The sequence below is a fragment of the Pseudodesulfovibrio aespoeensis Aspo-2 genome (assembly GCF_000176915.2).
Taxonomy (GTDB): domain Bacteria; phylum Desulfobacterota; class Desulfovibrionia; order Desulfovibrionales; family Desulfovibrionaceae; genus Pseudodesulfovibrio; species Pseudodesulfovibrio aespoeensis.
Window position 1 is genome coordinate 2,049,066 of sequence record NC_014844.1, and the last position, 19,349, is coordinate 2,068,414.

15 protein-coding genes are annotated in these 19,349 nt (G+C 62.3%); 6 read left to right on the forward strand and 9 right to left on the reverse strand.

The window, feature by feature from the left end; all coding sequences use genetic code 11:
* The first annotated feature begins 30 nt into the window (after positions 1–30).
* The 5 genes from DAES_RS09330 to DAES_RS09350 all read left to right on the forward strand — a co-directional run bounded on the left by DAES_RS09330 (position 31) and on the right by DAES_RS09350 (position 8,978).
* Entirely contained in the window at positions 31–3,198 is a 3,168-nt protein-coding gene (locus DAES_RS09330; RefSeq protein WP_013514782.1) for a UvrD-helicase domain-containing protein, read from the forward strand.
* On the forward strand, positions 3,199–6,099 hold the full coding sequence (locus DAES_RS09335) for a PD-(D/E)XK nuclease family protein (RefSeq protein WP_013514783.1): 2,901 nt from the start codon (positions 3,199–3,201) through the stop codon (positions 6,097–6,099). It abuts the gene before it with no gap.
* An 8-nt stretch (positions 6,100–6,107) separates the two neighbouring features.
* The gene (locus tag DAES_RS09340) at positions 6,108–6,551 is read left to right on the forward strand and encodes a PPC domain-containing DNA-binding protein (protein WP_013514784.1); all 444 of its coding nucleotides are present in this window, start codon (positions 6,108–6,110) and stop codon (positions 6,549–6,551) included.
* A gap of 10 nt (positions 6,552–6,561) precedes the next feature.
* Positions 6,562–7,764: an L-2-hydroxyglutarate oxidase gene (gene lhgO, locus DAES_RS09345; RefSeq protein ID WP_013514785.1), complete on the forward strand. Its 1,203-nt coding sequence runs from the start codon at positions 6,562–6,564 to the stop codon at positions 7,762–7,764.
* A gap of 113 nt (positions 7,765–7,877) precedes the next feature.
* Positions 7,878–8,978, forward strand: a complete 1,101-nt coding sequence (locus tag DAES_RS09350) for an NAD(P)H-dependent flavin oxidoreductase (RefSeq protein WP_013514786.1) — start codon at positions 7,878–7,880, stop codon at positions 8,976–8,978.
* Between the two features lie 67 nt (positions 8,979–9,045).
* Here the strand turns inward: DAES_RS09350 and DAES_RS09355 are convergent, their stop codons facing one another.
* From DAES_RS09355 to ybgF, 7 genes are all read right to left on the reverse strand, one after another.
* Positions 9,046–9,552, reverse strand: coding sequence for a peptidylprolyl isomerase (locus DAES_RS09355; RefSeq protein ID WP_013514787.1), 507 nt, complete (start codon positions 9,550–9,552; stop codon positions 9,046–9,048).
* Positions 9,553–9,575: 23 nt separating this feature from the next.
* Complete coding sequence (xerC, locus tag DAES_RS09360) at positions 9,576–10,517, reverse strand: tyrosine recombinase XerC (protein ID WP_013514788.1); 942 nt, start codon at positions 10,515–10,517, stop codon at positions 9,576–9,578.
* Positions 10,492–11,454, reverse strand: coding sequence for a GGDEF domain-containing response regulator (locus DAES_RS09365; RefSeq protein WP_013514789.1), 963 nt, complete (start codon positions 11,452–11,454; stop codon positions 10,492–10,494). Before DAES_RS09365 ends, xerC begins: the two co-directional genes overlap by 26 nt.
* A gap of 75 nt (positions 11,455–11,529) precedes the next feature.
* Positions 11,530–12,366, reverse strand: coding sequence for an HDOD domain-containing protein (locus tag DAES_RS09370; protein WP_013514790.1), 837 nt, complete (start codon positions 12,364–12,366; stop codon positions 11,530–11,532).
* A 1-nt stretch (position 12,367) separates the two neighbouring features.
* Positions 12,368–12,766: a hypothetical protein gene (locus tag DAES_RS09375; protein ID WP_013514791.1), complete on the reverse strand. Its 399-nt coding sequence runs from the start codon at positions 12,764–12,766 to the stop codon at positions 12,368–12,370.
* Between the two features lie 147 nt (positions 12,767–12,913).
* Positions 12,914–14,233, reverse strand: a complete 1,320-nt coding sequence (gene dprA / locus DAES_RS09380) for a DNA-processing protein DprA (RefSeq protein ID WP_013514792.1) — start codon at positions 14,231–14,233, stop codon at positions 12,914–12,916.
* A gap of 89 nt (positions 14,234–14,322) precedes the next feature.
* A complete protein-coding gene (ybgF, locus tag DAES_RS09385) occupies positions 14,323–15,213 on the reverse strand; it encodes a tol-pal system protein YbgF (protein WP_013514793.1) in 891 nt (296 codons plus the stop codon).
* A gap of 190 nt (positions 15,214–15,403) precedes the next feature.
* Between ybgF and DAES_RS09390 the strand changes: the two genes are divergently transcribed.
* Positions 15,404–16,324, forward strand: a complete 921-nt coding sequence (locus DAES_RS09390) for a hypothetical protein (RefSeq protein WP_041271722.1) — start codon at positions 15,404–15,406, stop codon at positions 16,322–16,324.
* A 344-nt stretch (positions 16,325–16,668) separates the two neighbouring features.
* On the opposite strand, the gene DAES_RS17330 is transcribed toward DAES_RS09390, so the two are convergent.
* The gene (locus DAES_RS17330) at positions 16,669–17,580 is read right to left on the reverse strand and encodes a cation diffusion facilitator family transporter (RefSeq protein ID WP_013514795.1); all 912 of its coding nucleotides are present in this window, start codon (positions 17,578–17,580) and stop codon (positions 16,669–16,671) included.
* Positions 17,577–18,755, reverse strand: coding sequence for an HlyD family secretion protein (locus tag DAES_RS09395; protein ID WP_013514796.1), 1,179 nt, complete (start codon positions 18,753–18,755; stop codon positions 17,577–17,579). The genes DAES_RS17330 and DAES_RS09395 overlap by 4 nt, the downstream gene beginning before the upstream one ends.
* Positions 18,756–19,349 lie beyond the last annotated feature (594 nt).

A 19,349-nucleotide genomic window follows, 5' to 3' on the forward strand; every position in this document is an offset into this window, starting at 1 on the left:
GCCGCGCGCCCAATACTACAAGGTAAGGCCATGTCGGAACTCAAGCAGGTCAAGGCGTCCGCCGGATCGGGCAAGACTTTTCAGCTCACGCGCCGTTTCCTGTCCCTGCTCGACAGGGCGGACCAGAACGCCCGCCCCTTTGCCTGCGCTGGCAGACCGCACCGTGGCTATGCCTGGCCCGAGATCATGGCCGTGACCTTCACCAACAAGGCCGCCGCCGAGATGAAGGAGCGCGTGGTCAAGGGGTTGAAACTCGCCGCCCTTGACCTGGACAACGCCGGACAGCGGGCCGAGTGTTCGCCCGAGGCCGCGTCCAGGGCCATCGACGCCATCCTGCGCCGCTACCACCGGCTGAACATCAGGACCATCGATTCCCTGCTGGCCTTGCTCCTGCGCCTGTTCGCACTCGAATTCGGCATCCGCCCGGACTTCAGGATCGCCTTTGACGAGACAGACCTTTTCGACACGGTCTACGAACACTTCACCAGCCTGTGCGACACCGACTGCCCGGAGCGCGAGCTGCTTTTCGACGCCATGGAGACCATGCTCCGGGCCGAGGGGCGCAAGAGCTTCTGGCTCCAGGACAGCGTGCGCGACCGGCTGGGCAGGCTGACCACCTTCCTGCGCGATCAGTCCGGCCCCATCGAGACAGACCAGGAGACCATCAAGGGGATGCTCGCCGTTGCCCACGCCGGGTTCCAGCGCTCCGTGGCGGCCATGCGCGGGCATATCGCCGAATCAGGAATGCCTGCTCACGCCAATTTCATGAAATTCCTCATGAAGTGTGAAAGCATGGCCCTTTTTGACGAGGTGCCGGACTCCACCCTGATCCAAAAGCCCACCTTTGCCGACTGCGTGCTGGCCAAGGGCAAGGGGCTGGTGGATGCCCGGTCCGAATCCTTCTATTTCCATCTTCAGGAGGCATGGAAAACGTTTGGCGCGGACCATGCCGTGCTCTCGGGCGCGTATTTCCTGGCCCCGGCCATCGCCATTGCCCAGCGGCTGCTCAATGGGCTGGCAACCCTGCAAAAGCAGCGCGGGCTGGTCCTCGGCTCGGCCCTGGCCGGGTTTGTCAATGACCTGCTCCAGCACGGGGACGCCGTGTCAGAGGCATATTGCCGCATGGGGTGCAGGCTCCATCACCTGCTGGTGGACGAGTTCCAGGACACCAGCCGCGAGCAGTGGCAGGCGGTCACCCCCCTGGCCCAGGAGTGCCTGGCCAAGGGCGGCTCACTCTTCTATGTGGGCGACATCAAGCAGGCCATCTACGGCTGGCGCGGCGGCGACAGCGCCCTCTTCGGCGAGGTCATGACCCAGCCCGACCTCGCTTCCCTGGCCCTGACCACGGCCAGCGACACCCTGCCCGACAACTGGCGCAGCTTCGAGAACGTGGTCGCGTTCAACAACGCGTTCTTCGGCAACCTCCAAGACCCCGACCTGACACGGGAGCTGGCCGACACCATCTTCACCGCCGCCCCCGACGACTTCCGGGCCGACTTTGCCACGGACCTGACGCGCACCTTTGACGGCTGCGCCCAGTCGGTGCCGCAGAAGAATGCGGGCACCGGCGGCTATGTCCGCATGGAGCGACTGGAGGGCGGCAAGGCGGACGAAGTGGAGGAGCAGACCCTGGACGCCCTGGGTACACTCATGGACCAATTGACGGCCCGCCGCCGCTTCGGCGAGATCGCCGTGCTGGTGCGCTCCCACGATCACGCCGGGCTGGTCTGCGACCTGCTCGTGTCCAAGGGAATCCCGGTGATCACCGAGAAGAGCCTCCAGCTCGACCGCCACCCTCTGGTGCGCCAACTGGCCGCCTTCCTCGCCTTCCTCGATTTCCCGCGCGACGACGTGGCCTTCCTCACCTTTGCCTCGGGCGAGGAACTCTTCCTGGCCGAAGCGGGCATCACTCAGGCCGAATTCCACGACTGGCTCATGCGCCCGCGCAAACGCCCCCTGGGCGTCCAGTTCCGCGAGGACTTCCCGGAACATTGGCAACGGTTCATCGAGCCCTTCTACAACCAGTCCGGGCTGATGACCCCCTACGACCTGACCCGCGAGGCCATGCGCGTCTTCCGCGCCTTGGAGCGGCACCCACAGGCCGAGCTGTACCTGCGCCGTTTCCTCGAAGTGGTCCATCTGGCCGAAGAGAACGGCTACGGCTCCCTGTCCGCCTTCCTCGAATACTGGAGCGGGAAATCCGCCGAGGAGAAGGTTCCCCTGCCGGAGAACATCGACGCCGTGCGCATCATGACCATCTACAAAGCCAAAGGACTTGAATTCCCTGTGGTCATCGTCCCCTTCCACAACTGGACCGCCGACACGGACAAAGACTACGAGATTCGCCAATTCAAGGGCGCGCGCCTGCTCACCCCGCTCAAGAAGGGGCTGGGCAAGCCTTACCACGCCAGCCTGGGCCGCACCGTGCGCGAGCAGCTCAACCTGCTCTATGTGGCCTGGACCCGCGCCCGCGAGGAGCTCTACGGCTTTTTCACCGAGAAACCAGCCACGTCGCCTGCCCTGGCAGCCATGCATCTCTTTCTCGACCTGGACGGCTCCGGGCTTTTCGAGCGCGGCCAACGGCCCGCCGAGGTGACCACGACGCGCACCCATGCGCCAGCGGCCCTGCCCGCCAGTCCCCTCGCGGCCAGAACGGATCAGGATGGAGTCCGGCTCATGGGCTGGCTGCCCCGGCTGCGCGTCTACCGCCACCACCTCGACGAATACTTCTATAATGAGCGCATGCGCGGCGAGGTGGCGCACCGGGCCATGGAGCACCTGCGCGTCACCGGCCACCAGGAAGCGGACAGCGACCGGGCCGTGCGGCTGGCCATGCGCGACTTCCCGGCCCTGGACGCGCTGCCTCCGGACGAACTCGTCCGGCTTGAGACGGATCTGCGGGCCATGACCCTGTGGGCCCTCGGCCAGGACAACCTGTGCCAATGGCTGGCAACGGGGCAACGCGAACCGGAAGTGATGGACACGGACGGCAGCTTCAAGCGGCTCGACCTGCTCCACCGGGGCGAATCCACCGTTGTCGCGGACTTCAAGACCGGGCAGCCCTCGCCCAAGAACCGGGAACAGGTGTTCGACTACATGCGGATTCTCGAAGAGATGCCCGGCACGGCCAGACCGGTCCACGGCTACCTCGTCTATCTCGACCTGCGGGAAATCCACCGCGTGGAAAAGGGGGCCTAGATGCGCCACGTCACCCTCATCCCCTGGCAGGCGGACTTCATCCCGGCTCTGGGCCGGTTGCTGGCCGGGCGCGACGACTTCAGCGACCTGACCGTGCTCTTTCCCCACAACCGCCCCCGCCGCTATCTCAAGGCGTTCCTGCGCGACCACACCGCCCTGCCGCGCCCGGTCTTCCTGCCGCGCATGGTCTCCATCGCCGATTTCGTGGCCGGGCTGCGGCGCGACCTCTCGGACCAGCCCGTGGTCCAGGCCAGACAGCTCGATCTGGTGGAGATGCTGCGCACGGTGGTGGCCGACCTGCGCCGTGACGGACGCGGCCTGCTGGCCCGGCTGCCCGAGATGGACCGGGAGGCGTTCCTTCCCTGGGGCATCCGGCTGGCCCGGCTGGCCGACGACATCCTGCGCCAGGACACGGACCCGGACGACCTTGCCTACATGGACGGCGAGGTGTCGCCCTACGCCGCGGCCCTGCTCGAACAGCTCTCGGCCATTCACCATGCATACGTCACCCGGCTCTTTGCGCGCGGCTGGACCACCCCCGGCCTGGACTGGCGGTTCGCCACCAGGAACATCGCCCAGGTGGCCGGACACCTCGCGGACACGCCCATGGTGGCCGCCGGGTTCTACGCCCTGAGCGGGGCCGAGGACACCCTGTTCCGGCGACTGTGGGAAGACGATATCCTGCACCCGGTCATCCACTCGGACCCGGCCCTGGCCACGGGCGAAGAACCCCACTGGTCCACCGCCGAACACACGGCCTGGCTGCACCGCTGGCGGGTCAAGGCCGTGATCCCGCCCGGCGAGGACGTGCCCCTTTCCGGCCCGGTCATCCGTTTCTGCGAAGGGTTCGACCGCCATTCGCAGTTGGCCGCCATGGCCGATGACATGCGCGAAGCCATGGCCGCCGGGAGCGGGTTGGACGACACCGCCGTGATCCTGCCCGACGAGGGCGCGCTCATGCCCGTGCTCCACCACCTGCCCGAGGACGATCCCAACATCTCCATGGGCTACCCGCTGGAGCGCACGGCCCTGGCCCGGCTGGTGGAGACCATCCTGACCTTGCAGGAGAACCGGCTGGGGGACGGACGCTACCACTGGCGCGACGTGGTCGCCCTCATCCGCCACCCCTACCTGCGACTGCTCGGACCGGAACACAAGCCCCTGCGCACCCTGTTCCAGGTCTGGGAGGCCGCCATCCGCAGGGGCGAACGACACATCGACCCCCTGGCCTGGGAGCCGCCCTACGCGGACGAGATTCTGGATAGCGTGGACCAATCCGTGGCCGAACCGCTGCGCCGGGCCGTACTCCATCACTGCCTGACCGCCTTTGAGCCAGTGGCCTCCCTCGACGACCTGGGCGACGCCCTGGCCGGGCTGGCGGCCATGCTCCACGCCCACGGCGAGCGGCTGTGGCACACCTATCTGGTGGACGCCGAATGCCTCTTCCGCCTGACCACCTCGGTGGTGCCGCAATTGCGCGGGGCCGAGGCCAGCCCGCTGCCTCTGAGCCAACCGGTCCTGTTCTCCATGCTGCGCAGCATGATCGGCCAGGAGCGCGTCTCCTTCGAGCCCGAGCCGCTGGCCGGGCTCCAAGTGCTCGGCGTGCTCGAAACCCGGCTGCTCCATTTCCGCCGCCTCTTCATCCTCGACGCCGTGGAGGAGCGGCTGCCCGGAACCAACCCCTTTGATCCGCTCCTGCCCGACCCGCTCCGGCGGCTGCTCGGCCTGCCCGACGCCCGCCAGCGCGACCATGTGTCCGGCTACAACTTCCACCGGCTGCTCATGGGCGCGCGCGAGGCGGTCGTCTACTACCAAAGCGGCATCCAGCCCGGCCTGCTGGACCAGAAGAGCGTGCGCAGCCGATTCGTGGAGCAACTCCTGTGGGAGCGGGAAAAACGCGAGGGCAGACTCACAGAGCCGGGCGACCCGCGCATCCGGATTGTCACCTTCCCGGCAGGGACCGTGCCGACCGGGCCTGCTCCGATCCCGGCCACCCAGGCAGTCCGCGAGGCGTTGTTGCGCACCCTGGAGACACGCGGCCTGTCGCCCTCCAGCCTTGATCGCTACCTGAACTGCCCCAAGCTGTTCTATTACGCATCCTTAAGCGGCGTGCGCCCGGTCGATGAGATCGCCGAAGAGGGCGACCGCAGCGAGTTCGGCTCCCTCATCCACGACGTGCTGCGCGAATTCCTGACCCCGCACATCGGCGTCGGGACGGACCTCGGCAGCCTCGACCCCGCACCGCTTGTTGCCCTCTACGAGGAACGGCTCAAGACGAGCGAACTGTTCCGCCAGCTTCCCGTGGACACCCGCATGGCCCTGCTCATGACAGGCCGCCACCGGCTCCGGGCCTTTGTCGAGTCCCAGGAACCGGCCACCCTGACCGGCCTGGAGCAACGGCTCGAAACCACTCTGGAAACGGACGGAATGACCATCGGGTTCACCGGGTTCCTCGACCGCATCGAGCGGCGCAGCGAGGGGATCATGATCCTCGATTACAAGACCGGGGGCGTGACCGTGCCCAAAAAAACCTTCTGGGGCGACGACCCCCTGTGGGCGCGGGTGGCGCACTACGATCCTGCCGCGCCGGACCCGCTGCTGCTGACCGACCTTTCGGCCAGCCTGCGCAGCGTGCAACTGCCCGCCTATCTCTACCTCTACAGCCGCGTCCACGGAGAAATCCCGCACGACGCGGGCTTGATCAAACTGGCAGAAGACGGCAGGATCGAACGCCTCTTCGGTCCCAAATGGCCCGACGACCACCGCAGCGAGATCGTGGAGGAGATGATTCCGCACCTCCTCGCCACCCTGGTGCGGCACATGACAGGCGCCGCGGAGTTCCCTGCCCAGCCGGGCAGACAGTGCGACTGGTGCGCCTTCAAGACCCCGTGCGGACGATAGGAGAAACCATGCAATACAGTCAGGGCACCCTTGGCCGGGTCTTCACCCTGCGTCTGGAGGACGGCGAGCGAATCCCGGACACCATAGAGACCTTTGCCCGCGAGCAGGCCATCGCCTGCGGCCTGTGCCTCATGATCGGCGGCGCGGACAACGGCAACCTCGTGGTCGGTCCCAGGAACGGCGATTCGCCGGTCATCGACCCCATCCTCCACGCCATCGGCGCACCCCACGAGGTGGCGGCGGTGGGCACTCTCTTCCCCGGCGAGGACGGCGCGCCGACGCTGCACATGCACGCCGCCCTGGGGCGCGAAGGCAGGACCGCCACCGGCTGCATCAGGCCCGGTCTCGATGTCTGGCTGGTGGGCGAAGTGGTCATCATCGAGATTTCAGGAACCGACATGATCAGGCGCAGGGAACCCAAAAGCGGCCTTGCGCTGCTGTGCAAAAAATAAGGAACAGCCAATGTATTCAGCCGACGTTGTCATATGCGGGGCCGGGATTCTCGGCCTGACCATCGGCCGCGAGCTGGTCAGGGCCGGGTATCGGGACATCATCATCTTCGACAAGGAGGACGCTCCGGGCCGCCACGCCTCGGGCCGCAACAGCGGCGTGCTCCACGCGGGCATCTACTACGACCCCGGCACCATGAAGGCCAAGATGTGCCTTGAGGGCAACCGCCGCATGCAGGCTTACTGCGAGGAGCGCAAGCTGCCGCTCTTCAAGTCGGGCAAGGTCATCGTGGCCCGCGAGGCGGACGAACTGGCCACCCTGGACGAACTCAAGCGGCGCGCCGAGGCCAACGGGGCCACCGTGGAGATGCTCGATCAGGCCGGGCTGGCCGAAATCGAACCCAACGCCAGGACCGTGGAACGCGCCCTGTACTCGCCCCTGACAGCCGTGGTCGATCCCAAGGCCATCCTGGCGGCCATGCGCGACGAACTGGAGCACAGCGGCAGGGTCCGCTTCTTCTTCGACACCCGGTTCCTCGCCCCCAGGCTCGACTCGGTGCGCACCACTCAGGGCGACATAGGCTACGGGCTGTTCATCAACGCCGCCGGGGCCTACAGCGACAAGGTGGCCCATAGCTTCGGCATCGCCAAAAACCACCGTTTGCTCCCCTTCAAGGGCATCTACCGCAAGCTCAAGAAGCCCGCGGCGGACAAGATCCGCGGGAGCATCTACCCGGTGCCCAACATCAAAAACCCCTTTCTGGGCGTCCACTTCACCCGCAGCGTCCACGGCGATGTCTATGTCGGCCCCACGGCCATCCCGGCCTTCGGACGCGAGAACTACGGCGTGCTCAGCGGCATTGACAGCGAGTTCGCGGCCATTCTCCTGCGCGACCTGCGCATGTTCATGGAGAACGAGAAATTCCGGGCCGTGGCCCTGGAAGAGCCGCGCAAATACTTCTTCAAGCACTTTTTCCGCGATGCCGAGAGACTGGTCCGGCACATCGCACCGGGCGACTTCCTGTCCAGCCCCAAGGTGGGCATCAGGCCGCAGCTGGTGGACATGGAGACAAGCCAGCTGGTCATGGATTTCATGATCGAGCGGCACGGCAACACCGTGCACATCCTCAACTCCATCTCGCCCGCCTTCACCAGCTCCATGTACTTTGCCGAGCTGGTAGTCAGGGAACACATCGGGAAGGGACGGGCATCGTGAGGCCCTCGGAGCGGGGCATGAGGCGCACACCGCACCGGGCCTCCTTGACTTATGGCTGAAAGATGCACATACTTTCCTTCTATTCTCTACACGCGAGACAATGAGGTACTCCAATGAAACTTCCGAATCTCAAATTCGGTGAGTTGACTGCCAAGCTGCCCATCATTCAGGGCGGCATGGGAGTCGGCATATCCCTCTCGGGCCTGGCGAGCGCCGTGGCCAACGAGGGCGGGGTGGGCGTCATCGCCTCCTCCATGATCGGCATGCGCGACCCGCACCGGGCCAAGGATCCCGAGGGCGCGGACCGGCGCGGACTCATCGAGGAAATACGAAAAGCCAGAGCCATGATGACCGACGGTCTGCTGGGCGTGAACATCATGTGCGCCCTGACCAACTACGGCGATATGGTCCGCACCTCCATCCGCGAGCATGTGGATGTCATCATCTCCGGCGCTGGCCTGCCGCTCGACCTGCCCGGCTATCTGCGCGAAATGTCGCTGGAGCTCAAGGAAGACGTGCGCACCAAGCTGGTGCCCATCGTCTCTTCGGGCCGCGCCGCCGGCATCCTGTGCCGCAAATGGCTCAACAAGTTCGACTATCTGCCCGACGGCTTCGTTGTCGAAGGCCCCAGGGCGGGCGGCCACCTCGGCTTCAAGGCCGAGCAGTTGGAAGACCCCGACTACCAGCTCGAAAAACTCGTCTCCGAAGTCATCGAGGCGGTGACCCCCTACCGCGAGCAGCACCACAAGGACATCCCGGTCATCGCCGCAGGCGGCGTGTACACCGGCGAGGACATAGCCAAATTCCTAGAACTGGGCGCTGCGGGCGTCCAGATGGGCACCCGGTTCGTGGCCACCCACGAATGCGATGCGGACGAGCGCTTCAAGCTCGCCTACATCGAGGCTAGGCAGGAGGACGTGACCATCATCAAGAGCCCGGTCGGCATGCCGGGGCGCGCCCTGCGCAACAGCTTCCTCGACGCCGTTTCCACCGGGCTCAAGCACCCCAAGAAGTGCGTCCACAAATGCCTGCACAGCTGCGCGGAGGACAAGTCCCCCTACTGCATCGCCCAGGCCCTGGTGAACGCCTACAAGGGCAGGCTCAAGAACGGCTTCGTCTTTGCCGGGGCCAACGCCTATCTCGTGGACAAGATCGTCTCGGTCAAGGAGCTCATGAACTCCCTCAAGGACGAATTCGAGCGGTTCCGCAAGTAGACCACCGACAATGCAAACAAAAAGACCTCCGCTAACGGAGGTCTTTTTTTGCGCCCCAAGGCCCGGCCTACTCGAAGCGGCGGGCCGTGATGATGGAGATGGGGTCCACGGGCACGTCGTCAAAGCCCTGGTAGGTCTTGGTCCGGGCCTTGCTGATCTTGGTGGCCACGTTCATGCCGTCCACCACCTCGCCGAACACGCAGTAGCCGTAGTTCTCGTCCTCGGTGCCGGCGTGGTCCAGATCCGGGTTGTCGGCCACGTTGATGAAGAACTGGGAGGTGCCGCTGTGCGGGTCCGCTGTCCGGGCCACGGCCACGGTGCCGGCCACGTTCTTCAGGCCGTTGGTGGCCTCGTTGGCGATTGCGTCGCGCGTGGGCTTGGCGGCCATGGAAAAGGTCAGCCCGCCCGCCTGGATCATGAATCCCTTGATGACGCGGTGGAACAGGGTGCCGTCGTAGAATTTGTCGTCCACATAGGCGAGAAAGTTCTCCACGGTCCTGGGTGCCTTGTCGGCAAACAGCTCTATCAGAATCTCCCCTTCCGGCGTTTCCAGAAGGACCATCGGGTTTTCCATCGTCTTCTCCGTGCTGGTGTTTTCTATTTTTCCCCTTTGCCGTCCTCTTTGGCCCTGGGGTGCGCCTGGTCGTATACCTGCATGAGGTGCTGCATGTCCAGATGCGTGTAGCGCTGGGTCGTGGTCAGCCGCTCGTGGCCGAGCAGCTCCTGCACGCTGCGCAGGTCTGCCCCGGCCTCCAGCATGTGGGTGGCGAAGCTGTGCCGGAGCATGTGCGGATGCACATCCTTGGGCAGCCCGGCCAGCCCGCCGAGTTTGGCCACGATGCGGTTGGCCTGCCGCCGGTTGAGCCGCTTGCCGCTGCGCACGCTCAGGAACAGGGCCTGCTCGGCGTAGTTGTCCCCAATGAGCGCGTGGCGCTGCTCCATGTACCGCCGGATGCGCTTCACCGCCGCATCGCTCAAGGGCACGATGCGCTCCTTGGAGCCCTTGCCGGTGACGCGGATGACGTCGGAATCCACATCGTTGAGGTCCAGGCCCACGGCCTCGCTGATGCGCAGCCCGGAGCCGTAGAGCACCTCGGCCAGGGCCAGATCGCGCAGCCCTTCGGGATCGGGCTCGATCATGGCCTCCATCATGGCCACGGCCTGATCCACGTTGAGCACCTGGGGGTGCCGCTTCTCCTGCTTGGGGTTGCGGATCGTGGCCGTGGGGTCCGTGGTGATCATCCGATGGCGCAGCAGGTAGCGGAAATAGGCGCGCAGACTGGAGAGCTTGCGGCCCATGGTCGCCTTGCCCAGGCGTAGCCGGTGCATCTCGGCCAAAAAGGAGCGCACATGGTCGCGGGTGACGCGCTCCGGGTGCTCCAGCGACCGCTTGGACCGCTTCAGAAAGCCGTCGAACTGCTCAAGATCGGTCCCGTAGGAGCGGATGGTGGCCTCGGAGTAGCCCTTTTCCACCGCGAGATGGGCCAGGAAGCCGCGCAGCATCTCGCCGCCCTTATATCTGGCGTCGGTCGAGGACATAGCTGCTCTTCGGGTTTTCCTTGGCCTTTTTCTTGAGGCCCATGGCGATGGACGAGACCTCGCCGTAGTGCCTGAGCCTCCCCTCGGTATTGATGACCACGGCAATGGACACGGCCATGAGCGGGAAGACCTTGGTCTTGCCCTCGCGGTCCACAGAGGTGATGTTGCCCCGCTTGCGGTCGTCTGGGTCGTAAAAATGGGGGACAATGTCGTCAAACGCCTTGATGATCCGCTGGCAGGCGTCCTCAACCCTGTCGGGCGGCAGGATGAAGACAAAGTCGTCTCCGCCCACGTGACCGACAAAACTCATGATGCCCAGGTAGCTGCGGATGGTGTTGACGATGAGCCGGGCCGTCATCATCAGCACCTCGTCACCGCGTGAGAACCCGTACTTGTCGTTGTAGGACTTGAAATAGTCGAGATCGCAATAGGCCAGGGCGAAATCCTCCCCGGCGTCGATGAGCTGCTGGATGCGCTGGATGATGGAGGTGTTGCCGGGCAGCTTGGAGAGCGGATTGGCGTCCAGGGCGCGCATGGCCCGGCACAGGGTCAGGTTGATGCGGTCGCGCACCTCGGAGGGGTTGAACGGCCTGACCAGGAAGTCGTCCACCTCGATGACGTTCCAGTTCCACGGCGTCTCCACGTCTACCGGGTCCACGCACATGACCACGGGCAGCTGGCGGTAGACATTTTCGCTCTTGACCAGGTTGGCCACCTCCCTGGCCGGAATGTCGGCCAGCCGGTTGTCCACGACAAGCAGGTCCGGCGGATCGTTGAACAGGTGCTCGATGGCTCCGCCGCCCCGCTCGAAGACGGTAAATTCCAGCACCTCCGGCGACCACAGGGAGCGGAGCATGGCCGCCAGCGACGCGTCGGGCGAGAGCAGGAACGCGGTCTGCTTGCGCTGGAACAGAGAGTGTTCGAGGGTCTGATTCATGGGGGCAAACCTAGCACCGGTCACCCGTCCCGTCAAAGGAAGACACCCGATTGCGCCCTCCTGCCAGGGCCACGGCTAGAAGGTCACGTCCGAAACCTCAAGGAACTGGTCGGCCATCTCGTCCATGACCTTGTCGAGATCGGACATGCGGAACTTCAGCTCCATCAGGGCCTCGGGGCGCAGATAGGCAGTCTGGTCGTCGCCGGAGTTGCCGAACTCGAACAGGCGCACCAGGAAATCGCCCAGGTGGACCACGCAGGCCATGGGCTTGTAGAACTCGGCCAGATGGGGCGAGTGGTGCCGGGCCATGGCCTCGCGGATGTTGGGCGGCAGCCCCCAGTGGCGGGCCAGCCAGGCGTTGATGCGGTCGTGGCCAAAGCCCATGACGTCCTTTTCGGCCTGGAAATAGGTCATGTCCTTGTCGCGCACGGTCTTGAGAATGGCCGAGTGCAGGTCGGGCAGCTGGACAGCCGTGACCACCTTGCCCAGATCGTGCAGCAGCCCGGCCACGGCGTATTCCTCCGGATCCTCGAATCCGGCCCGGCGGGCGATGATGTTGCAGGCCGTGGCGCAGCCCAGGCTGTGCTCCCACAGCCCCTTCATGTTCAGGACCATCATGTCGAAGACCGAGGTGGAGATGATGATGCCCCGGATGACGTTGAAGCCGAGCAGGACCAAGGCGTGCTGGATGGAGCTGATGCGGCCCGGAAAGCCGTAGATGGGCGAGTTGACCATCTTGAGGACCTTGGCCGAAAGAACCTGATCGCGCGAGATGACCTTGGCGATGGCTTCGCTCGACGCGTCCGGGTCCTCCACGAGCCGGGTCACCTCCTCCAGGACATCGGGCAGGGTCGGCAGGTCCGCCACCTGAAGGATCCTGCCCTTGACGCTGGTTTTCAGATCCTGGTCCATACTATGCCTCGTCTCCGTTCTCCCCGTTGCCGTCCTGCCCCGCTTCGAGCTCCATCTCCTGCACGGCCTTGGCCTTGGCCTCCTGGGCCGCGGCCTTGATCCGAAAATACTGGGCCATGCGGTCCCTGACCCGGACCATCCACTTGTCCTGCCCGTAACGGCGGAACAGGACATCGAGCCGCTCCATGCGCTCGGCGTACTTGGTGCCGGAACCGGCCCCGCCCATGTCCACCGGATGCCCCTGCACGGTGATGCGGTCGATCTTCATGTTGGTCAGGCGCACAATGAGGCTGTCCGTCAGCTCCATGCCCTCGGCCATGATGATCATGCCGCCGTCCTTGAGCACGGGACGGGCCAGCTTCATGCCCGGACGGGCGAGGTCTATGGGGATCTTCTGCATGGGATACCGACCCTGTTATGCGTCTTGTCCCGTTTTCACGGCTGGCCCACTGTACACGGCCCGACACGCGGGCTCAAGCCCGGAGCGGGTTAAGTCTTCTACGGACAGAAACGCGAGCCCCGACGGGAAAAGTGACGGCAAAGAGGCTCACGCCCCGCCCGATGCCCCACCCTGCGCCTCTCTGGCCATGTACCACATGCCGGGCAGCTGATGGACTGCGCCGCCCACCTCAAGCATGAGCAGCACGCGGCTCACCCGCGACGACTCCCAGCCCAGGGTCCGGCCCAGGGTATCGATATGCACCCGGTCTGTCCCGTCGAGCACGGCCAGGAGCTGACGCTCCTCGTCGTTCAGCGTCATCTCAGACCGTCTGGCCGCGCCTGGGCGCTTTCTTGTCCGGCTCTCTCCGGCGTCCGCCCCGCCCGTGGCCTCTGATTCATGCGTGGTCTCCGGTGTCTTGTTGGCCGGTCGCTTGCTGCGCTTCTTCTCGGCCCGGCTCGCCCTGGCCTTGCCCCCGGGCTCCACGGCGTCCACCCTGTTGTCCGCCTCGGCCACTGGTTCGGGATCGGGAATATGGGCCAGCTCCCTGGCAAAATCGTAACGCAGGATCTCGACAATGTCCTCCGCGCTCTCGACCAGGGCCGCGCCCTGCTTGATGAGCCGGTGGCAGCCGGTGAAGGTGGGCTGGCCGAGCGGGCCGGGCAGGGCAAAGACCTCGCGCCCTTGCTCCCCGGCCAGCCGGGCCGTGATCAGGCTGCCGCTGTTGTGCGCGGCCTCGGCCACGAGCACGCCCAGCGACAGCGCGCTGATGATCCGGTTCCTGAACGGAAAATTCCCAGCCCGTGGCGTGACGCCCGGCCCGAACTCCGTGACCACCAGCCCCCTGGTTTCCAGGGCGCGCCTGACATCGTGGTTGTCATGGGGGTAATCCACGTCGAGCCCGCAGCCGAGCACCGCGATGGAGCCGCCGATGCCGGACAGGCCGCCCAGGTGCGCCTGACGGTCGATGCCCATGGCCAACCCGGATATGACGGTGATGCCGATGCGGGAGAGCTGGGAGCTGATGCGCCCTGCGGCGTCGAGGCCCAGGGCCGTGCATTCGCGCGCGCCCACCACGGCCACGCCCGGATTCTTGAGCAGGGTCAGGTCGCCGCTGGCGTAGAGCAGACACGGCGGGTCTTCGATCTCCCGAAGCGCATCGGGAAAACGGACATCGAACCAGGTGATGACCGTCATGCCCGCACGGATTGCGGCGCGGTACTCCTCCTCGGCCTTGTCGCGCCAGACCTCGGCCTTACAGGCCCGGGCCATGGACCGGGGAGCGACATCGGCAGGCCAGGATGCGGCCTCGCGCACCGCCTCGAAGGCAGACCCGTAATGTGAAAGCAGCGGCTTCCAGACCTTGGGACCAAGGCGCGGGGTGTGCCTCAGGGCAAGGCAGGCGAAGAACTCTTTTTGCAGATCCATGGGGCCACGCACCGCTTGGTGAAACAACAAGGCCGGAACCGCATGACAATGCTGAATCCCGGCCAGATGAGATGAAAAATAATCCGGGGTCAACCTCCCAGACGGGTCAGCTCCTTGCGGGCCAGGGTGGCCGGGGCGGACTTGGGAAAGTCCTCGACCAGCGCCCTGAGGTAGAACACGGCGTTGTCCGGATCGCCCACGCGGTCATAGGACATCCCTATCTTGAGCAGGGCCGAGGCCGACTTGGCGTGCTTGGGGTACCGGCTGGTGACCTCCTTGAAGGTCAGGATGGCCTGGGCGTAATCCTTTTGGGAATAATAGGTCTCCCCCTTCCAGTACAGCGCGTTGGGGGTCAGCCCGTCACTGGAGTACTTCTTGAGAAATTCATCGAACGCGCCGCGCGCACCCTCGAAATCACCGCCGTTGTATTTGGCCAGCCCGGCGTCATACGTGGCCTGCGCTCCCATTGCGGAGACCTTGGCCGGGGCGGGAGCTGCCTTGGCCGGGGCCGGGACTGGCGACCGGCTGATCACCGTGGGTTCTGGAATGGTCACCGGCGCTCCGGGAACCTCGGCCCACGGCTTTTCCTCGCCGCTTTCGGCGGCAGGTCCAGGGGTGCCAGAATCGCTGCTCACCCACCCACCCTCTTCGGGCTTGAGGTCGTCGGGTCCGGATTCGTCCGACACCCACCCCTCGCTCCTGGGTTCGTCGCCAGGGGCGGCCACCACAACCTCGCCGCCCCTGAGCACGGCCAGATCAGACTCAATGCCAGCCAACCGTCTGTCCAGAGCCTCGGCAGCGGCAACGCTCTGGTCCGCCTGCTTGCGCTGCTCCTCGCGAAAGTTGAGAAAGTTCTCTTCGAGGTTCTTGATGCGCCATTCGGTGCTCGCCTCGGTAGTGGCCGCCGTCTGTCTGGTGGCGGTACAGCCGACCGCCAGCAGGCTGAACACGGCGAGCAGGCAGAGCGTCATGTATTTCATAAAGGAATTCTCCCGTCTGGCACGTTGAATCGTTCCATGAGAGATAGGCGATCAATGGATTTTTTGCAAGGTGTCCATGCAGAGGCACCACACCCTTGCCCGGCGCGCACCTTGCGGACACGACGATTTTCAGGCAAATATGCCACGCGGCCAGCGCACGGCCCAGACCGACAAGCACCCGGAGAAGATCATGAGCATTCAAGAAAGCCTGACCCTTGTGGCCATCATGCTGGCACCGGCCTTTTTTAGCCTGCTGGGCATGGCCGCCCTGGGCAGCCCGGCGGTCGCCGTTTCCAACGAATTTCTGGCCAAGGCCAAGGGTCGGGTATTCCACGACAAATACGGCCAGCAGACAGCGGCCATGGGGCTGATTCTGCTGCTGCTTTTCCTGGTCATCCAGGCCGCGGCCCTCGGCCTGCTCCTGGTCCGGTTCCCGCAGATGGCCAGTCGCGTCTTCGAGCCGGGCTCGCTGTTCATGATCTCGTTTGCGTCCATGGGCGCGTTCTTCGTCCTTGGCCTGGCCTATTGCCTCACCTGGAGAAAAATGCGCGACGCCAAGGGCGCGCACATGCTCCTGGGCGCAGGCGCTGCTCTGGCCGCGCTGGTCGGCGTAGCCGTGACAGTTCCGGCCAAGCTGCTGATCGGCCTGCCCGCCGAGGCCATGCAGGCTCCCCTGGGCCCCCAGTCCATGCTCTGGCCCATGGCGGCCATGTATATGGTCCTCTGCGTCGCGGCAGCCGCCGGACTGAGCTGCGTCCATCTCGTTCTCAGGCGCAACAGGGACGATTACGGGCGCGACTACTACCGCTTCGCCCTCAACCTGGCCTCGCGCTGGGCGCTGGGCGCCATGCTCGTCTTTCTCACCTGCCAGGGATGGCTCTTCGCCGTGCTGCCCGACATGTTCAGGACCATGACCCTGGGCACGCCGCTCGGACTTGTCTGGGCTGCGGGCTGCGGCCTGGGCCTTGCCTGCGCCGCCCTCTGGCTGATCACGGCCAGGAGCGACACCCCGCTGCGATTCAAGGGGCTGACCATGCTCGCCGCCTGCCTGCTGTGGCTCATGCACGCCATGAATGCCACCCTGTTCGTGAACTTCATGTCCATGCTCTAGCTCATCTCCACACTCTAGATCATCTCCACGACACGCAAAAAAGGCCGGGAAGCACGCTTCCCGGCCCTCAGAACATGACAAAACCCACTCTGACAGGCGGCTGAGAAAGGTTCGAGTGCTAGCAGGCTGTTGAAAAACGGCGATCTGCTGCGTTGCTGCAAATAGATCAAATCCTCGCGTACAGGAAGTACGCTTCGGCCTTGATCTTTTTTTGCGCCTTGCATCTCACCATTTTTGAAAAGCCTGCTGTTTTGAGATTCTCAACGACCTGCTAGGCTCGAAAATAATTAGGCAGGTGTCCCCATCATAATTCTAATTGTGAAGAGCCGAAAAGAAACTGTATTTCAATGCTTATCCATTATTTTTGGTTCAATGGTCAGGTTTGCCCCAGGCAGTTCGGTTTCAAATGCCTGCCGGATGGGGCTCAACCGTGTTTCAATTTGTTCAAGAGTATATGTAGAGAAAAAGCATAGATTTAACAGTATGAATAAGTCTTTGCCTGATCTTCGGGCCTTGTAGCCACTGAATCCATCGTATTGGTCAACGTTTTCCGCCAGTATTCGGAGTATTTGATAATGCTCAGGTTCAGGAATCGTGCGATCAAGTATTTCAGGCAGACTTTCTTTGATCAGGCCATAGGCGATGACAATCATGTAGCCTGTTATGAATAATGAACCCCACCGATCAACAATACGGGCAGATATTGGATCAGGCAACCATAACGCAACCAAGAAAACACCCAAGACAACAGCTGATGCGACTGTTTTTGCGATTCGGGAAGCGATTTGAGAGGAAATGATTACAGAACTCTCCGTTTGATTGGAGCGAATAAATGCTATTGAGAAGTAGTAATTTAAAATAAGGTTAATGGTGGTTGCAATCATTGTAAGCATTAGAGTATTGGTCGACATAGGTGAACTATCATCCATGGAAATAACTTTCGAGAAAATATACATGCTGCTCAGTATAAGTCCAAAAGCCACCAGCAGGTTCGTAATTCGTTCAATTTTTCCTGTCCCATATTCAAATTCACTAAACATCCCTCTGTGAGTACGTCTTAATACCACATAAGTGATGTATTCTATCGCGAGCAAAAGTGTATATCTGATTATTTCTGACAGCGCAGTCATTGAACCGGACATCAAGCCGGCACTCGTTATAAAAAATAAAAGGATCGTGTCCAGAACAGTCGCCCAGAGTACAGCGTTCTCTTTTTCACGTTGCTGAGTGGTCAGTGTACTTGTGGAGTGACTCATCGCAAAAAGACTCCAAAATATTGCTCCAAAAGACCGATTCCCTCAAATTCTGCATAGACTGTCCGACCTACGCCGCAGAATTTTTCCACTTCATTATAGAGTTGTCCGTCCTCAATTCGCACAAGAACTCGCCCATCCCGAGGCGATTTACCCGAGATTTCAGCCGCAAAATGGTTGGAGTGCCAGATGCCTGCTGAGCCCATGACCCGGATCACCTTGCCATTCATGAAGTCTTTTCTACCGAACAAACGCATCCGAACAGGATGGTCATACTCAATCAGTTCAAGGGTTGCATCATCAACAGCGACTATAACCATGAGTTGACTTCGGTCGATGTACGATAAAAGTCGTTCCCCTTTGGTTACTTCCATACCGTTTTGAACGTCGACTTCCCATATGACGGATGTTTCCGGAAGTACCACGGTTGCTTGGGATGACCCGCTGTTAATTCCTCCTTCCTGAAGAAGAGCGGAGGGTGTCTGGGGGCTGGAAGCCGTTTCAGTTTCGCTCATGCGCCTTTTGCAGGCAAGAATATCCAATTGTAGTGTGTCGATTTGTTTCTGAACATGCAGGATGCCATCTGACAAATCACTTGGGACCATTCCCTGGACTAACATGCGTTTACGGTGTTTGAGTTGTTCAATCTCAAGTTGGGTAGTTCGTACCAGCGCTTCGCCCTTTTGGTATTCGGCCTCAACCCGGTCAGCATCCTCACCTGTTGCCACAGTCGCCTCAACAAGTTGCAGAGTGCGTTTGCGACGTTGTCTAACTTCCTTCAGAGTGGCCCTTTCTCCGATTAAGCGAGCTTCCAGAATATTAATACTTTGTTCCAAATCGCGTATAATTCTATCGAGGTATTGCGCGAGGCTGCTTTGACTTTGCTTCAGGCTCTCCTCGAGTGAAGTGAGTTCCCTTTCGAGTGTCGTATATCGCCCCATGTTGCGCTTGTTGCCGAGTATCAATGCTGGTTTATCCCCGAGGATTGAACCTGGTTCAGCTGAAAGCGAGTTCACCACACCGTCAATGGGTGCTTTTACTTCATACAGAAAAGCGGTCACTACGCCGTTGCGAACCACGAAACGGTGCATATAGTTGATGATGGATGGCAACGGAAGTAAAGAAATGAGTAAGATTACTATCCATGTCGTTTGCTTCTTGAGGATCAATGCCTTCATTTGTGCGGGGCTCCATCTGGGATGGGTGACATCTTCGTTTCTTGTCTTCCAGGATAGAAGAAGGTCATACTCTTTTAATGAGTTTTGGTTTCATGCATCGGTTGAGAAAAAGCCATCCACCGGGTCCGATGTTCATTGACGGTTAGGCCTGAATGAACACCGGCCATCGCGAAGAGTCTCCAGAGTCCCTGGCCAATCTTCGACTATAAAATTCGTCTGAATACCCGTTTGTTCGCCCCAAAGACACCATATTTCAACAAAGAGCCCGTCGGTTCACCAATGGAAGGAACAATAGTCAATGGAGGGTACGCCTTGTCTATTGCCATTTTTTAAAACCGCCGATGATTCGGCTTGCGCCGTGCCGAATGAAGCCGTCATAAACAATGCACAAGTATGAAACATAAAAGAAAAGTGGGGGCTGTGGTCATGCATTGAATCGAAAAACAAGGTATCATATCTGAGCCTTTATAGATACGGGGGTGCTGACGAACCTCTTTTTGATTGACTCAATGGAGAGGGTTTCGCGGATGTTTGGAAATTTTGGCGGTAAAAGGATGTGTGCACCAGTATTTGTTGTACTGCCGCACAGGCGTT

Bases quoted from the DNA above. Each gene is read 5' to 3' on its own strand.
- DAES_RS09395 (WP_013514796.1), bottom strand. From the start codon at position 18,755: ATGAAGGCATTGATCCTCAAGAAGCAAACGACATGGATAGTAATCTTA.
- ybgF (WP_013514793.1), bottom strand. From the start codon at position 15,213: ATGAAATACATGACGCTCTGCCTGCTCGCCGTGTTCAGCCTGCTGGCG.
- DAES_RS09330 (WP_013514782.1), top strand. From the start codon at position 31: ATGTCGGAACTCAAGCAGGTCAAGGCGTCCGCCGGATCGGGCAAGACT.
- xerC (WP_013514788.1), bottom strand. From the start codon at position 10,517: ATGTCCTCGACCGACGCCAGATATAAGGGCGGCGAGATGCTGCGCGGC.
- DAES_RS09355 (WP_013514787.1), bottom strand. From the start codon at position 9,552: ATGGAAAACCCGATGGTCCTTCTGGAAACGCCGGAAGGGGAGATTCTG.
- DAES_RS09335 (WP_013514783.1), top strand. From the start codon at position 3,199: ATGCGCCACGTCACCCTCATCCCCTGGCAGGCGGACTTCATCCCGGCT.
- DAES_RS09370 (WP_013514790.1), bottom strand. From the start codon at position 12,366: ATGGACCAGGATCTGAAAACCAGCGTCAAGGGCAGGATCCTTCAGGTG.
- DAES_RS17330 (WP_013514795.1), bottom strand. From the start codon at position 17,580: ATGAGTCACTCCACAAGTACACTGACCACTCAGCAACGTGAAAAAGAG.
- dprA (WP_013514792.1), bottom strand. From the start codon at position 14,233: ATGGATCTGCAAAAAGAGTTCTTCGCCTGCCTTGCCCTGAGGCACACC.
- DAES_RS09390 (WP_041271722.1), top strand. From the start codon at position 15,404: ATGAGCATTCAAGAAAGCCTGACCCTTGTGGCCATCATGCTGGCACCG.
- DAES_RS09350 (WP_013514786.1), top strand. From the start codon at position 7,878: ATGAAACTTCCGAATCTCAAATTCGGTGAGTTGACTGCCAAGCTGCCC.
- DAES_RS09340 (WP_013514784.1), top strand. From the start codon at position 6,108: ATGCAATACAGTCAGGGCACCCTTGGCCGGGTCTTCACCCTGCGTCTG.
- lhgO (WP_013514785.1), top strand. From the start codon at position 6,562: ATGTATTCAGCCGACGTTGTCATATGCGGGGCCGGGATTCTCGGCCTG.
- DAES_RS09365 (WP_013514789.1), bottom strand. From the start codon at position 11,454: ATGAATCAGACCCTCGAACACTCTCTGTTCCAGCGCAAGCAGACCGCG.
- DAES_RS09375 (WP_013514791.1), bottom strand. From the start codon at position 12,766: ATGCAGAAGATCCCCATAGACCTCGCCCGTCCGGGCATGAAGCTGGCC.